General features: G+C 71.1%; 13 protein-coding genes. 5 read left to right on the top strand and 8 right to left on the bottom strand.

Annotated features, from left to right (window positions below; genetic code table 11):
- Nucleotides 1–13 precede the first annotated feature (13 nt).
- On the top strand, nt 14–1,060 hold the full coding sequence (alr, locus tag ACMGDM_RS07290; protein ID WP_436803426.1) for an alanine racemase: 1,047 nt from the start codon (nt 14–16) through the stop codon (nt 1,058–1,060).
- 69 nt (nt 1,061–1,129) lie between these two features.
- Here the strand turns inward: alr and ACMGDM_RS07285 are convergent, their stop codons facing one another.
- A complete protein-coding gene (locus ACMGDM_RS07285; protein ID WP_436803425.1) occupies nt 1,130–2,347 on the bottom strand; it encodes an argininosuccinate synthase in 1,218 nt (405 codons plus the stop codon).
- Between the two features lie 114 nt (nt 2,348–2,461).
- Here ACMGDM_RS07285 and ACMGDM_RS07280 point away from each other — a divergent pair, with 114 nt between their 5' ends.
- Nucleotides 2,462–2,896, top strand: coding sequence for an EF-hand domain-containing protein (locus ACMGDM_RS07280; protein WP_436803424.1), 435 nt, complete (start codon nt 2,462–2,464; stop codon nt 2,894–2,896).
- Nucleotides 2,897–3,005: 109 nt separating this feature from the next.
- Here ACMGDM_RS07280 and ACMGDM_RS07275 read toward each other — a convergent pair whose 3' ends face one another.
- A complete protein-coding gene (locus ACMGDM_RS07275) occupies nt 3,006–4,232 on the bottom strand; it encodes a class I SAM-dependent methyltransferase (RefSeq protein WP_436803423.1) in 1,227 nt (408 codons plus the stop codon).
- Nucleotides 4,233–4,329: 97 nt separating this feature from the next.
- Between ACMGDM_RS07275 and thrC the strand changes: the two genes are divergently transcribed.
- The 3 genes from thrC (at nt 4,330) to ACMGDM_RS07260 (ending at nt 7,526) form a co-directional block, all read left to right on the top strand.
- Nucleotides 4,330–5,727, top strand: coding sequence for a threonine synthase (gene thrC / locus ACMGDM_RS07270; protein ID WP_436803422.1), 1,398 nt, complete (start codon nt 4,330–4,332; stop codon nt 5,725–5,727).
- A gap of 7 nt (nt 5,728–5,734) precedes the next feature.
- The gene (locus ACMGDM_RS07265) at nt 5,735–6,604 is read left to right on the top strand and encodes a class I SAM-dependent methyltransferase (protein WP_436803421.1); all 870 of its coding nucleotides are present in this window, start codon (nt 5,735–5,737) and stop codon (nt 6,602–6,604) included.
- Between the two features lie 499 nt (nt 6,605–7,103).
- Nucleotides 7,104–7,526 (top strand): DUF1810 domain-containing protein, encoded by a 423-nt coding sequence (locus tag ACMGDM_RS07260; RefSeq protein WP_436803420.1) that lies wholly within the window; start codon nt 7,104–7,106, stop codon nt 7,524–7,526.
- Between the two features lie 184 nt (nt 7,527–7,710).
- Here the strand turns inward: ACMGDM_RS07260 and ACMGDM_RS07255 are convergent, their stop codons facing one another.
- The 6 genes from ACMGDM_RS07255 to ACMGDM_RS07230 form a co-directional block, all read right to left on the bottom strand.
- Entirely contained in the window at nt 7,711–9,381 is a 1,671-nt protein-coding gene (locus ACMGDM_RS07255; protein ID WP_436803419.1) for an ATP-binding protein, read from the bottom strand.
- Nucleotides 9,382–9,461: 80 nt separating this feature from the next.
- Nucleotides 9,462–10,232, bottom strand: coding sequence for a TIGR02186 family protein (locus tag ACMGDM_RS07250; RefSeq protein ID WP_436803418.1), 771 nt, complete (start codon nt 10,230–10,232; stop codon nt 9,462–9,464).
- A complete protein-coding gene (locus ACMGDM_RS07245; protein WP_436803640.1) occupies nt 10,229–11,143 on the bottom strand; it encodes a sulfite exporter TauE/SafE family protein in 915 nt (304 codons plus the stop codon). The genes ACMGDM_RS07250 and ACMGDM_RS07245 overlap by 4 nt, the downstream gene beginning before the upstream one ends.
- A gap of 121 nt (nt 11,144–11,264) precedes the next feature.
- Entirely contained in the window at nt 11,265–11,744 is a 480-nt protein-coding gene (locus ACMGDM_RS07240) for a hypothetical protein (RefSeq protein WP_436803417.1), read from the bottom strand.
- A 611-nt stretch (nt 11,745–12,355) separates the two neighbouring features.
- Nucleotides 12,356–13,681 (bottom strand): glycosyl transferase family protein, encoded by a 1,326-nt coding sequence (locus tag ACMGDM_RS07235; protein ID WP_436803416.1) that lies wholly within the window; start codon nt 13,679–13,681, stop codon nt 12,356–12,358.
- A gap of 339 nt (nt 13,682–14,020) precedes the next feature.
- The gene (locus tag ACMGDM_RS07230; RefSeq protein WP_436803415.1) at nt 14,021–14,497 is read right to left on the bottom strand and encodes an outer membrane protein assembly factor BamE; all 477 of its coding nucleotides are present in this window, start codon (nt 14,495–14,497) and stop codon (nt 14,021–14,023) included.
- Nucleotides 14,498–14,506: the final 9 nt, after the last annotated feature.

The raw sequence follows: 14,506 nt of genomic DNA, 5'->3' as shown, positions 1-14,506 counted from the left end.
TAACCGGCGCGGAATGACCGATCTGCCGCACCGCCTCCATCTCTCCGCCGCCGCGCTCACCGCCAACTGGCGGACGCTCGCCGCGCGCGGCGGCACCGCGGCGTGTGGTGCGGCGGTGAAGGCGGACGGCTATGGGCTGGGCGCAGGCGAGGTGGTGACGCGGCTCGCCGCCGCGGGCTGTCGTGACTTCTTCGTCGCCAGTTGGTCCGAGGCGGCCGCGCTGGCGCCGGTGCTGGCGGAGACCCCCGCGCGGGTCGCGGTGCTTCACGGCGTACGTGACGGTGATCTGGCGCTCACTGCGTTGCCGCAGGCGCGCCCTGTGCTCAACACCGCGGCGCAGGTGGCGCGGTGGCGCGCCGTGGGCGCGGGGCGCGCCTGCGACGTGATGGTCGATACCGGGATCAACCGGCTCGGCGTATCGCCCGAGTCCATCGCATCGGGGCTGCTCGACGGTCTCGCGATCGATACGCTCATGAGCCATCTCGCCTGCGCCGACGAACCGGATCACCCGCTCAACCCGGTGCAGCGTGCACGCTTCGCAGCGCTGGCGGGGCGCACCGGCGCGCGGCGGCTCAGTCTCGCCAATTCTGCCGGGATCGCGCTCGGCGCCGACTATCATTTCGATCTCACCCGGCCAGGGCTGGCGCTCTACGGCGGTGTCGCGGCGCCGGGGCTCGCGGGCGCGCTGCGTCCGGTGGTGACGGTCGAGGCGGAGGTGTTGCAGCGCCGCACCGTACGCGCAGGCGAGACGGTGGGGTATAACGCCACCTGGCGCGCGCCGCGTGATACCGCGGTGGTGATCGCCAACCTCGGCTATGCCGACGGCTACCGCCGCGCCTTCTCCGATCGCGGACGCGCCTTTGCGGGCGATACGATGCTGCCGGTGATCGGACGCGTGTCGATGGACCTGGTGGCGCTCGACGCGAGCGCGGCGGACGTCGGCGAGGGCGACTGGCTGCGCTTCGATCCCGACCTCGCCGCGATGGCGGCGGCGACCGGGATCAGCCAGTATGAGCTGCTCACCGGGCTCGGCGCCCGGCTCGAGCGCCGCTGGGCATAGCGCGCCCTCGCCTGTCCGCGCGGCGGAGCGTCGGCCGGCCGATCGGCGCGGCGGACGCCCCGTGTCGGCTCAGCGGTCGCGCCGACCCAGCAGGCGCAGCCGCAGCGCGTTGAGCTTGATGAAGCCCGCCGCGTCGCGCTGGTCATAGGCGCCCTGGTCGTCCTCGAAGGTGACGACCTTCTCCGAGTAGAGCGAGTGCGGCGACTTGCGGCCGGTCACCACCGCCTGTCCCTTGTACAGCTTGAGCCGCACCGTGCCGGTCACCTTGGTCTGCGAGTGATCGACCGCGGCCTGGAGCATCTCGCGCTCGGGCGAGAACCAGAAACCGTTGTAGACCAGCTCGGCATAGCGCGGCGCCAGCTCGTCCTTGAGGTGCGCCGCGCCACGGTCCAGCGTGATCTGCTCGATCCCGCGATGCGCCAGCGCGTAGATCGTGCCGCCCGGCGTCTCGTACATGCCGCGGCTCTTCATGCCGACGAAGCGGTTCTCGACCAGGTCGAGCCGGCCGATGCCGTGCTTGCGCCCGACCTCGTTGAGCTTGGCCAGCAGCGTCGCGGGGGAGCATGCCTCGCCGTTCACCGCCACGCCGTCACCGCGCTCGAAGTCGATCGTGATCGTCTCCGGCTGGTCGGGCGCGTCCTCGGGGTTGACGGTGCGCGAGTAGACATAGTCGGGCACCTCGTCCCACGGGTCCTCCAGCACCTTCCCCTCGGACGAGGTGTGAAGCAGGTTCGCGTCGGTCGAGAAGGGCGCTTCGCCGCGCTTGTCCTTACTCACGGGGATCTGGTGCGCCTCGGCGAACTCGATCAGCTTGGAGCGGCTGGTGAGGTCCCATTCGCGCCACGGCGCGATGACCTTGATGTCGGGGTTGAGCGCATAATAGCCGAGTTCGAAGCGGACCTGGTCGTTGCCCTTGCCGGTGGCGCCATGGCTCACCGCATCGGCGCCGACCTGCGCCGCGATCTCGATCTGGCGCTTGGCGATCAGCGGTCGCGCGATCGAGGTGCCGAGCAGGTACAGCCCCTCGTACAGCGCGTTGGCGCGCATCATCGGAAAGACGTAGTCGCGCACGAACTCCTCGCGCAGGTCGTCGATGAAGATATGCTCGCGCTTGATCCCCATCAGCTCGGCCTTGGCGCGCGCCGGCTCCAGCTCCTCGCCCTGGCCGAGATCGGCGGTGAAGGTGACGACCTCGCACTGATATTCGGTCTGGAGCCACTTCAGGATCACGCTGGTGTCGAGCCCTCCGGAATAAGCGAGGACGACACGCTTGATCTGGTCGGTCATGGGGCAGGCTCCTTTCGCGCGCGGGCGCTACGCGAGCGGGCCGCGCGGGGCAACCGCTTTGGCGCGCGCCACCGTTCACGCCGGGTACAAGCGCGTGCCGCCAAGCGGGCGCACATGCCGAGGATGCCCATCACGCTCGCCGCCGCGCTCGCCGCGCTGCTCGCCACACCCGCGCTCACCGCCGCCGCAGCGGCGCAGGAGACCCGTGCCACCGCCTCCGCCAAGCTCGACTCCGAGTTCGCCGCCACCGATGCGAACAAGGACGGGTTCCTCTCGCTCGCCGAGCTGGAGACGCGGATGACGAAGATGAACGTGCGCGGCAGGCCGCTCGACCCGGTTCATGCCAAGCGGGTCGCCGCGCTGGTGATGGCGCGCGGCGACCTCAACAAGGATGGCAAGCTCAGCCGCGCCGAGTCGGACCAGCTGATGGGCGCGGTGTTCTCCGCCTACGATCTCAACCGCGACGGCAAGGTCGACGGCGCCGAGGCCGCGCGCGCGCGCGCCATGGCGGACGGGGTGGCGAAGGGCGGCGCGGCGCCGAAGAAGTGACGCTGTCCGGTGCTCCTGCCGACGCAGGAGCCTAGAGTCACGCACGGCGCGCCCGCGGTCCTGGGCTCCTGCTTGCGCAGGAGCACGCCGATATGGCAGGCGACCGCTCTTACTCCCCCCGCAGCCGCCGCTCCTCTTCGATCATGTAGTCGCGCGTCAGCGGCAGCGCGAACCGGTCGCGGCTGAACTGGATCTGATAATTCACCAGCGGCCCGTTGGTGAAGGAGACGATCGCGCCCGCCAGATAGAAGGTCCACATGCGGAAGAAGCGCTCGTCGTAAAGCGCGACGATCGCGTCCCGCTCGGCGACAGTGCGCTCATACCAGGCGCGCAGCGTCATGGCATAATGCATCCGCAGCACCTCGACGTCGGTGACGAACCAGCGGATGAACTCGTTGGCCTGCAGCACCTCCGACAGCGCGGGGATGTAGCCGCCGGGGAAGATGTACTTGTCGGTGAACTTGTCGGTGAAATTGGGCCCGTCGGCACGCCCTATCGTATGCAGCAGCATGACCCCGTCGGGGGTCAGCAGGTCACGGCACTTGCTGAGATAGGTGCGGAAGTTGCGCACCCCGACATGCTCGAACATGCCGACCGAGACGATGCGGTCGAACGGCCCCTCGAGCGCGCGATAGTCGATCAGCTCGAACCTGACCTTGTCGGCGACGCCCGCCTCCTCGGCGCGACGCCGCGCGACCTTGAGCTGTTCCTCGGAGAGCGTGATGCCCAGCACCTCGGCGCCGGTCTTGGCGTGGATGTACAGCGCCATGCCGCCCCAGCCGCAGCCGATGTCGAGCACGCGCATGCCCGGCTTGATCGCCAGCTTGCCGACGATATGCGCCTTTTTGTCGGCCTGCGCCTGCTCCAGCGAGTTGGTCGGATCGGTGTAATAGGCGCAGCTGTACTGTTTGTCGGCGTCGAGGAAGAGATCGTACAACCGGTCGGACAGGTCGTAATGGTGCGCGACGTTGCGCTTCGACGCCTTGGCCTGATTGCCGGTGAGGCGATGGCGAATCTGGCCCTTGAGCGTGCGCCAGCGATTGGCGGCGAGCCGGTTGACGCCATTCTCCCAGCGGCTGTTCGACGTGGCGAGCAGCAGCAGGTCGAGGATGTCGCCCTGCTCGACGATCAGCTTGCCGTCCATGAACGACTCACCCGCCCCCAGCGCCGGGTCGGCGGCGAGCGCGCGGTACACCGAGCGATCGGTGATGCGGATCGCCACGGGCTTGAGCGCGGGATCGTCGCCGCCGAAGGTGGCGGTGCTGCCGTCGGGCTTGGTGAGGGTGAGGCGTCCGCGCTTGATCGCGCGGCTGAGAAAGACGTCGATGAGTGCCATCCCACCTCTGCTAATAAGGTTGCAGCGCGCAATCCATAGCCTCGATGAGCCCGCGAGCGTTGCGCGCGCGCGCGCCGCGCTCTAGGCGATCTGCCCCATGCGCTACGTCAGCACCCGCGGCACCGCCCCCACGCTCGACTTCGCGGGCGCGACGCTCGCCGGCCTCGCCGTCGACGGCGGGCTCTACGTCCCCGAGACCTGGCCGACGCTGTCAGAGGAACAGATCGCCGCGCTGGCGGGCAAGAGCTATGCCGAGACCGCGGCGGCGGTGATGGCGCCCTTCGTCGCAGGCTCGTTGACCGACGACGAGCTGCGCGCGCTGTGCGACACCGCTTATGGCGGCTTCGCGCACGACGCGGTGACCCCGCTCGTCCAGCTCGACCATGATCAATGGCTGCTCGAGCTGTTCCACGGGCCGACGCTGGCCTTCAAGGACGTTGCGCTCCAGCTGCTCGGGCTGCTGTTTGAGCGGTTTCTGACGGGCACGACCGAGCATCTCACGATCGTCGGCGCGACCAGCGGCGACACCGGCTCGGCCGCGATCGACGCGGTGGCGGGGCGCGCGGGCATCGACATCTTCATGCTCCACCCCGAGGGCCGGGTGAGCGAGGTGCAGCGCCGCCAGATGACCACGGTGGGCGCGCCCAACGTCCACAATATCGCGATCCGCGGTGACTTTGACACCGCGCAGGCGCTGGTGAAGGCGATGTTCAACGACGCCGCCTTCGCCGGGCGCTTCCGCCTCTCCGCGGTGAACTCGATCAACTGGGCGCGGCTGATGGCGCAGGTGGTCTATTATTTCTACGCCGCAGTGCGGCTGGGCGCGCCCGCGCGCGCGGTGGCGTTCAGCGTGCCGACGGGCAATTTCGGCGACGTCTTCGCCGGCTATGTCGCGTCGCGGATGGGGCTGCCGGTCGCGAAGCTGGTGGTCGCCACCAACGTCAACGATATCCTGGCGCGCGCGCTCACCACGGGAGACTATTCCAGCCGCGAGGTGGTGCCCACCGCAACGCCCTCGATGGACATCCAGGTCTCGAGCAACTTCGAGCGGCTGCTGTACGATCTCGGCGGGCGTGACGGCGCCGCGCTGGCGACGCAGATGCGCGGCTTCGAGGCGGAGCGCGCGATGCGGCTGAGCAACGCGCAGCGCGAGGGGGCAGCGGGGCTGTTCGTCGGCGAGCGCGTCGACCCCGACGGCATGGCGCTGGCGATGCGCCACGCCTGCGAGCGCGCCGGGCAGGTGATCGACCCGCACACCGCGATCGCGCTGGCGGCGGCGCGGCGTCACCTCACCCCCGACGTGCCGATGGTGACGCTCGCCACCGCACACCCCGCCAAGTTCGGCGACGCGGTGGAGCGCGCGACCGGGGTGCGCCCCGCGCTACCGGCGCGCGTCGGCGACCTGTTCGAGCGCGAGGAGCGCTGCGTCACGCTCGACGCCACTTTTGCCGCGGTGAGCGCGCACGTCGCCGCGCACGCCGTTCCGCGCGGCTGAGACGCGCGTGGACCTGGTCACGCTCACCGGCGAGCCCTGGGCCGATTACGGGCTGGTCGATTCGGGCAACGGGCGCAAGCTGGAGCGCTACGGCCGCTTTCGCTTCATCCGCCCCGAACCGCAGGCGCTCTGGGCGCCCGCGCGCGACGATTGGCGCGCGCACGGCGCCTTCGTGCCGGGCAGCGACGAGGAGGGCGGCGGCCGCTGGGATTTCAGCGAGCCGGTGCCCCGCGAGGGCTGGTCGCTGGCGTGGGACAAGGTGCGCTTCACCGCGCAGACCACGCCGTTCCGGCACCTCGGCTTCTTCCCCGACATGGCGCCGGTGTGGGCGTGGATGCGCGAGCGGCTCGCGGGTCTGGACTCGCCCGAGTGCCTCAACCTGTTCGGCTATACCGGGGTGGGCACGCTGGCGCTGGCGAGCGAGGGCGCGCGGATGGTGCACGTTGACGCCTCGAAGAAGTCGGTCGAGGCGGCGCGCGGCAATGCCGCCCTGTCGGGGCTGAGCGACGCGCCGGTGCGCTGGATCATCGACGACGCCGCCAAATTTGTCGCGCGCGAGGTGCGGCGCGAGCGGCGCTACGACGGTATCCTGCTCGATCCGCCCAAATACGGTCGCGGGCCGACCGGCGAGGTGTGGCGGCTGGATGAGGACCTGCCCGGGCTGATCGCGGACTGCCGGCGGCTGCTCGACGCCGAGTCGCGCTACCTGTTCCTGACCGTCTACGCGGTGCGCATGTCGGCGCTGGCGATCGGCGAGATGCTGCGGCAAGCCTTTGCCGATCTGCCCGGAACGGTCGAGGCGGGCGAGCTGGCGGTGCGCGAGGAAGCGCGCGGCCTGGCGTTGCCAACGGCGATCTGGGCGCGCTGGTCGCGCTGACCGATGGCGGCGGCGTGGCGGCATGTCGCGCGTCGTTCCATCGAGTCGGTGTCGCGGTGCCAACCTTTGGTCTTTCCCGCCGGATCGCCCTGGTGAAATCCGCCAGCGGAGCCGGCGCTTCGTAGAGATCCCTCGGTCTCTCCGTCTTAACCTCAAATTGGCACGAGCCCTGCAAAGGGGTTGGCATCGGCCGGACGATCCGGCCGACACCCACCAGGGAGACCGACCATGACCGCTCGTTTCACCGACTTCGCCCGCCCGCTCTTCTCCGTCGTCGCCGCCTTCACCGTTGCCGCCATGATGGTCGCCGCCGCCGTCCCGGTCCTGCCGATCGCCTGAACGGAGCCGTGACGATGACCCGCCTACCCTCGCTCTCGCACGCGCTGCTGCTCACCGCGGCCAGTTTCGCCACCACCGCGCTGCTGATCTACGTCGACGTCGCGAGTGCCGTGATCGCCTGATCACGGCACCGCGCCGCGCGGCACGCGTTGCCCGCGGCATGGACCACCAGGACACAGCCGCGGACCTCGACCGCTTCGTCGCCGCGCAGGCCGCCAGCTACGTCAACGCGCTCGCCGAGCTCCGCGCCGGCGCCAAGCGCAGCCACTGGATGTGGTACATCTTTCCCCAGCTCGCCGGCCTCGGCCATAGCGACATGGCACGACGCTACGCCATCCGCGACCTGGCCGAGGCGCGCGCCTATCTCGCGCACCCGCTGCTCGGCGCGCGCTACGTCGAGTGCGCTGCAGCGCTGCTGGCGCATCGCGGCAGCGACGCCGCGGCGATCATGGGCGAGGTCGATGCGATGAAGCTGCGCTCGTCGCTGACGCTCTTCGATCGCGCGGGTGCGCCGGCGCCGGTGCGCGCGACGCTGGACGCCTTCTTCGACTCGCCCGACGCGGCGACGCTGCGGCTGCTGTAGCGCACGGCGCGGTCCTCACCCGGCACGGCGCGCATGCTCCCCGGCAACGGGAAGTCGGGAGGCCACCGACGCGGCCGTCCCTCCCTTGGTCTAACCCTGCTCGACCGCGTGCGGCGGTGGAACCCACCCCCTCAGGCGCCGGGCCCTCGGTGGCTCCCCATTCCCGCCGCGCCGCGCGCGAGCGTCACCGCCCCTGGCCGCGCCAGCGCTGGATCGTGCGCGCGACGATCTGCTCCTCGCCGCCGCTCTCGCGCCACAGATCGGAGAAGACGGGGTCGTCCGACGCCGGGCGCTTGCCGTCCTCGAGTGCATCGAACGCCACGCGGATCGGGATCGCGACGCCCTCGCCGCATACGATCGCCTCGCGGTTGCGCAGCGCCGGCAGCGCGTCGAGGAAGCCGCGTGCGCCCTCGGGCATGGCGGCGCGGACGAAGGCCTGGTCGCGCTCGTTGTTGAGCCGCATCGAGATGATGGTGCCGCATTGCGAGAGCACGCCCTCGGCGAGGTCGGACGGGCGCTGCGTCACCAGCCCCAGCGACACGCCGTATTTGCGCCCCTCCTTGGCGATGCGGCCGAGGATGCGGCCCACCGCGGTGCGCTCCTCGCGTCCGGCGGGCACATAGCGGTGCGCCTCCTCGCAGACGAGCAGGATCGGGCGCTGTGGCTCGGCCCTCGACCAGATCGCGAAATCGAACACCATGCGGCTCAGCACCGCCACCACCACCGCGGTGATCTCGCTCGGCACGCCCGAGACGTCGATGATCGAGATCGGCTTGCCGTCGCCGCACAGTCGGAAGATGCGCTGGACGAACGCCGCCATCGTGTCCGCCACCAGCATGCCGGAGAACATGAAGCCGTAGCGCGGGTCGGCCTTGAGCTCGTCGAGCTTGTTCTTGAGCCGCAGATAAGGCGAGGTATCCCCGGCGCGGTCCATCTTGCCCATCTCCTGCTGCAGGATCTGGGTGAGGTCGCTGAGCAGATAGGGGATCGGCGCGTCGACGGTGAGGCGGGCGATCTCCTGCCCCAGCCGGCTCTTGCCGCGCGCGGCGAGCAGGCACTTGGCGAGTATGTCGGCGTCGACTTGCCGCTCCGGCCCCGCGCTGGTGAGCAGCACCTCGCAATGCTCCTCGAAGTTCATCAGCCAATAGGGCATCTGCAGGTTCGAGACGTCGAACAGCGCGCCCTCCTCGGCGAAGGCGGCGCCATATTCGCCGTGCGGGTCGATCATCACCACATGCGCCTGCGGCGCGAGACGGCAGAGCCGGTGGAGGATCAGCGCCGCCGCGGTCGATTTGCCGGTGCCGGTCGAGCCGAGCAGCGCGAAGTGCTTGCCCAGCAGCGCGTCGACGTAGAGCGAGGCGCGCACGTCGCGGGTGGGGTGGACGGTGCCGATCGCGATCGCGGCGCGCCCGGTGGCGGCATGGACCTGCTGAAGGTCGGCGCCGGTGACCGCGACCACTTCCGCCCCGGGCAGCGGAAAGGCGGTGACGCCGCGGCGGAAGTGGTGGAGGTGGCCGGTCAGCCGCTCCACCTCGCCCTCGCCGATGAAGTCGACCGCGGCGATCACCTGATCGGCCTGGCCGCGCGCGAGTCGCACCGAACGAACCGTCGCGATCAGCCACATCGCGCCGGCGCGGACCTTGAGCTGTCCGCCAACCTGCCCCGCGGTGGCGACGAGCGGGTCGGCATGGTTCGCCAGCGCGGCGAGCGACGGCGCGTCGAGCACCAGCTCGCCCTGCCCGCCGGCAATCTCCAGGAGATAACCGAGCGGCTGCGGCACGGTCGCTGGCGGTGCGCCCGGGAACGCCGCGGCGAGCGCCGCACGGAAGTCGCCCTGGCCGACGATGTCGTTCATAAGAAGATGCTTTTCCCTGCGTCTCAGCGAGGATCAGCGGTAAACCGGCTTCGTGAAGATTGGGTGGAGACGCGCGGCGCTCAGCTGCGCTGCGCGAACCGCCCCGCGGCCCAGCCGAGCACCACCGACAGCGCCACGGCCGCCAGCCCGTACATGATCTCGTGACGCTGCGCCGCGGCGGCGACGAAGCGCTCGAACCCCGATTTGCGGATGTCGATGTCGCGTACCGCGGCGGCGAGCACGCGGCCGTCGCGGATCAGGAAGGTCTCGGCGGTGAAGCGCCCCACCGGCACGCGCGCGGGAATGGCGACGCGCGCGCGATAGAGCACGCCATCGGTGATCTCCACCGCGCCCGGCGCCTCGTAGAACAGCCCGGCGCGGCGGCGCTGCTCCACCAGCCCGCGGGTGAAGCGGTCCTGCACCTCGGTCGGCGCGGAGGAGGCGGGCGAAAGCTGGAGGCTGTCGAGCCCGAGTTCGTAGATCGCGCGGGTGCGCGCGTCGACCAGCTGGCCAAGCGGGCGCGACGAGGCCAGCGCGTAGAAGGACGGCGCCGAACGATAGCGCAGCCTTCCTGCATTGACCCAGATGCCGGCCACCTTCTCCTTCTCGCGGATCGTGATCGACTGGGTCGGCCCCTTCACCACGATGACGATGTCGGCGGGGCGCTCGCCGGTCGGCACGCGCCCGCCGGGATAGAGGATCGCGCCGAACAGCAGCAGCTCGGCGCCGGTGAAGCTGTACGCGATCTCGATGTCGCGCTGCGACACGTCGGGCACCAGCACCGGCTTGCTCTGCGCGGTGAGCAGCGGCGCGGCCAATGCCAGCGTCAGCGCGACGCGGCGGGAAGTCACGAGAGCTCCACCGCATAGATCTCGTCGGGCCGCCAGCCGAGCCCGAGCGCGATCCGCCCCGCCACCAGCAGCACCATCACCGCCAGTGCCAGCCGCAGATATTCGGGCCTGGCGCGCGCCGCGAACCGCGCGCCGACCTGCGCGCCGACGACCGAGCCGATCAGCAACAGCGCGGCGAGCACGATATCGACGGCGCGCGTCGTCGTGGCGTGGACCATCGTCGCCGCGGCGGTGACGAAGAGGATCTGGAACAGGCTGGTGCCGACCACCACCGAGGTCGCCATGCCGAGCAGGTAGATCATCGCGGGCACCAGCACGAACCCGCCGCCGACCCCGAGCAGGATCGTCAGGATGCCGGTGAAGAAGCCGAGCAGCAGCGGCGCCAGCGGCGAAATGTATAGCCCCGAGGCGTAAAAGCGCATGCGGAACGGCAGCGATGCGACGAGAGGGTGGTGGCGGCGGCGGCGCGGCGGCGCGGCGCGGCGCCCGCGCGCCACCAGGATCGCGCTCACCGCCTCGCGCAGCATCATCAGCCCGATCGAGCCGAGCAGGAGCACATAGGTGATCGCGATCGTGGTATCGATCTGCCCCCAGCGCTGGAGCAGCCGGAACAGCCACGCCCCGAACACCGAGCCGAGCACGCCGCCGATCACCAGCACCGTGCCCATCCGCGTGTCGACGCCGTTGCGGCGGAAGTGCGCGAAAACGCCGGAGACGCTCGCGCCGGTCACCTGCGTCGCGGCAGAGGCGGCGGCCACGGTCGGCGGGATGCCGTAGACGATCAGCAAAGGCGTGGTGAGGAAACCTCCGCCGACGCCGAACATGCCCGAGAGCAGCCCGACGCCCGCGCCGAGCGCGATCATCACGAGCGCGTTCACCGACAGATTCGCGATCGGCAGGTAGATGTCCATGGCGCGATCAGCCGCTAGCCGGTTCGGCGCGCCGACGCCACCGCCGGCCATGCCGTCGCGCCCGTCACACGGCGGAGCGGCGGGCGACGCCGACGCTCCCCGTTCCCGCTCGCTCAGAGCCTCAGTGATCGAGTCCGATCGTCAAGGCTGCGCCGGAACCCGGGCGGGCGTCACCCGCCACCCGTCCGCGCCAGGCGAGCGTGGCGCGCGCGGGGCCGAGTCGCAGCGTCACGGTCGGGCCGAGATCGAGCCGCTCGGCACCGCGCTGCGCCGCGCCCCAGGCACCCACCCCGAGCTGGAGTGTCGCCGGCCCGCGTGCGGCGATGCGCCGCTCCAAGCTCACCGCGCCGTCGGCATAGCCGCCGCGCCCCACGATCGCGCCCGCCTGCGCATAGCCGTCGAGGCTGATGCCGCGCGCCGGGGTGAGCGCGCTGACGCCGCCAGCCGCGCCGAGGCCCCAGCCGCCGCGCAGCCCCGCGAGGCCGACGCGTCGCTCCACGAGCAGGTGGAAAGGCAGCGCGCGAGGGCGCCACTCGATCGCGCCGATCGCCTCCCGCTGCGCGACGCCGATCGCCCCGACCAGCCGGAATGAGGCGCTCACCCGCCCACTCTCGTCGAGTCGACGCGCGACGCGGACACCCAGCTGCGATCCGCCGAGTTGCGGCGCTGCGGTACTCGCCGTCGCGTCGCCGCGAAGCAGCAACCAGCCGGTCTCCGACCAAGGCGAAGCGCCGGCGCCTACGTGCCAACTCGGCTCGGGCGCAGCGGCCGCGGACGATGACGTCGCGGACGACGCAGCGGGGGGCGACGGCCATGGTGCGCCGGGTGCACCGCCGGGGTACGCCGATGCGGCCAGGTCAACCACCGATGCCACCAACGGTGCGGAGGCCGCCCCGCTGCGGCGATCACGGTCAATGCGACGCCGCCCGCCGGCGGGCGCGGCGGCGGCCGCCTCCGTGTCGCGGCGACGAGACAGCGCTGCGGCGGACGGCAGCGTAAGCCCCCCACGCGCGTCCCGCGGCGCCGTCACGCGCTCCGCTCCAGGCGGACGTGCCAGCGACGGCGCGCGATCTGGTGACGCGGGCGATGCTGCCACGGCCGGCGGCGCCGTCGCGGCGAGCGAACGCTCGGCTCGCGGCCAGAGCCAGGCCGCGCGGGCGGCGACCCAGAAGGTCAGCAGCAGCGCCCAGCAGCGCAGGGCGCGCCCGCGCGTCACGGCAGCACCGGATAGCGATGCGCGATCTTGTCCCATCGGGTCGGCGCGCCACGCAGCGCCGCAATGTGACACCGCAGCGCCCGCCACGCGGCGAGCACGGCGACGAGATTGCTCACGGGAAGGCGCACGATCGCCCACAGCCCCTCCCGCCAGCCATGCAGCGCCGCGGTGAGCCGCGCGCGGGCGCCGATGCGCCACGCCAGCAGCACGGCGTTGGTGAACAGCAGGTGGCGCAGCAGCGCGCTCGCGGGCATGGGCATGCTGCCGCACCAGCCGTGCAGCGCGCGGGAGAGCAACGTTCCTCCCATCGCCGCATAGCCCGCCACGATGGCGAGCGCCGCCAACGGCGAGCGGCGATCCCGCCACCGCATCCAGCGCTCGCCCGCGTGCGCGCGTCCCCACCCGGTGCGGTCCCAGCCGGCAAACGCGATGCCGCCGACCCAGCGCGCCTTCTGCCGCACCGCGGCGGTGAGGCAATCTGGGAAATAGCCGCGCGTCGCGACCAGCGCACCCGACGCCTCGCGTACGCGGGCGAAGCGGGTGACGAGGCCCAGCGCGGCGGCGCGCAGCCCGAGCTCATAATCCTCGGTCAGGCTGTCCGCCGCAAAGGGTTCGCCGCTGTCCGCGGCGAGCCGTTCAAGCGCGGCCACCCGGATCGCGCATCCCACCCCCGCGAGCGGCAGCGCGGCGCCGAGCGCCGCGCGTGCGGTAAGATCGCGCGTATGCGCCTCGGCGAACTCGTCGGCATAATGACCCGAGACCAGCCGCCGCGCGGGGTCGATCAGCGGCACCACCGGCAGCTGCACGAGCGCGGCGTCCCGAAGCAGCGCGGCGAAGACGCGCAAGGCCTCGGGGTGGACGACGTCTTCGGCATCGTGAAGCACCACCGCGTCCGCGCGCCAGTCTGGATCCGCCTGCATCGCGCGCCATAAGCTGTTGAGGCAATCCGCCTTGCTGGTCGGACCGGGAACGGTGCCGGTCACCAGATGGACGCGCGGGTCGGCCTGCGCCGCAACCGCCGCGCGGGTGGCGGGATCGTTGGGGTAGCAGCCGACGTAGAGACGATAGTCGGCGTGGTGACAGCGGGCGAGTGTCGCGCGCAGCATCGCCCCGATCACGCGTTCCTCGCGCCATGCCGGGACGAACAGCGCGAACCGCAACGGCGGCGACGGGGGCAGATCGGACAGCCGACGATCGCGGCGCGCGACGAGCAGCGCGACCGCATCGAGCAGGAGGTCGTCGAGCGCCAGGAGCAGCAGCGTGGCCGCGGCGAAGAGCGCGACCTCGGCGAGCGCGCGATCGATCAGCCAGGCTCCGCTCACGCTCGTCTGCGCTCGCGAACTGATTGATCAAAGCGGAGTTTTTCGCCTAACCTGTGGCCGAACGGCAACGCTCGCGAAGAAGCCGCACGGCAGGAGAACAAAGCGCGACGCGGCGCGTTTGCCGCCGCGGTCCCTTTCCCCCTTTCGGGACCGGTGCCGACCCCAAGCCGGTACTGGCCGCGTCGCGGCGTTCGTGGCGACGCGGCCGAACCGCCGGACTGGCGCGCGCATAGGCTAAATCGGCTGCACACCCCTTCGTTATAGGAGGCGCGCGACGTGGCTCAGTCGGGGATCAGCGTCCGCTGCCTCGCTGCGGCGAGACCGGACGCGCCGCCGACCTTACGGTCCGGAACCGCCGCCGCCCGGGCCGCCGCCCGCCCCGCCCGCACCGGCGGCGCCGACCGTGCCGATATTGCCGAACAGATCCTGGAAAAAGCCGCGTTTGCGGCCGAGCGTCGGTGTGGTCTTCGCATCGGGTTTGATCGAGGCGACCTGATCCATCCCCGACTTGCGCACCGCTGTGACATTGCCCGCCTGGTCGAAGCTGACCTGCATCGTCAGCTGATCGCGCGGGTGCGGCGGCGTGAAGGCCAGATTGCGACTGTCGCGCGAGATATAATACCAGTCGCCCTGGTTGAACTGGCTTGCGAAGCTGGGCGTACCGAGCGTCGCCAGCACCGACTGGCGGTTATCGATCCCGGGCTGGATCGAATTCACCAGATCGGCATCGACGATATAACCCTGGTGCGAGCGCAGCGGCGTGCAGCCCGCGGCGAGTACGCCGGCAGCCAGAGCGAGAGGAAGAAGGGGGCGCATCGATACTCC

The sequence above is a fragment of the Sphingomonas larreae genome (assembly GCF_051400595.1).
GTDB lineage: Bacteria > Pseudomonadota > Alphaproteobacteria > Sphingomonadales > Sphingomonadaceae > Sphingomonas.
The sequence above is the reverse complement of the archived record's forward strand: the minus strand, read 5'-3'. Positions and strand labels throughout refer to the sequence as shown.

Bases quoted from the DNA above. Each gene is read 5' to 3' on its own strand.
- alr (WP_436803426.1), top strand. From the start codon at position 14: ATGACCGATCTGCCGCACCGCCTCCATCTCTCCGCCGCCGCGCTCACC.
- ACMGDM_RS07285 (WP_436803425.1), bottom strand. From the start codon at position 2,347: ATGACCGACCAGATCAAGCGTGTCGTCCTCGCTTATTCCGGAGGGCTC.
- ACMGDM_RS07280 (WP_436803424.1), top strand. From the start codon at position 2,462: ATGCCGAGGATGCCCATCACGCTCGCCGCCGCGCTCGCCGCGCTGCTC.
- ACMGDM_RS07275 (WP_436803423.1), bottom strand. From the start codon at position 4,232: ATGGCACTCATCGACGTCTTTCTCAGCCGCGCGATCAAGCGCGGACGC.
- thrC (WP_436803422.1), top strand. From the start codon at position 4,330: ATGCGCTACGTCAGCACCCGCGGCACCGCCCCCACGCTCGACTTCGCG.
- ACMGDM_RS07260 (WP_436803420.1), top strand. From the start codon at position 7,104: ATGGACCACCAGGACACAGCCGCGGACCTCGACCGCTTCGTCGCCGCG.
- ACMGDM_RS07255 (WP_436803419.1), bottom strand. From the start codon at position 9,381: ATGAACGACATCGTCGGCCAGGGCGACTTCCGTGCGGCGCTCGCCGCG.
- ACMGDM_RS07245 (WP_436803640.1), bottom strand. From the start codon at position 11,143: ATGGACATCTACCTGCCGATCGCGAATCTGTCGGTGAACGCGCTCGTG.
- ACMGDM_RS07230 (WP_436803415.1), bottom strand. From the start codon at position 14,497: ATGCGCCCCCTTCTTCCTCTCGCTCTGGCTGCCGGCGTACTCGCCGCG.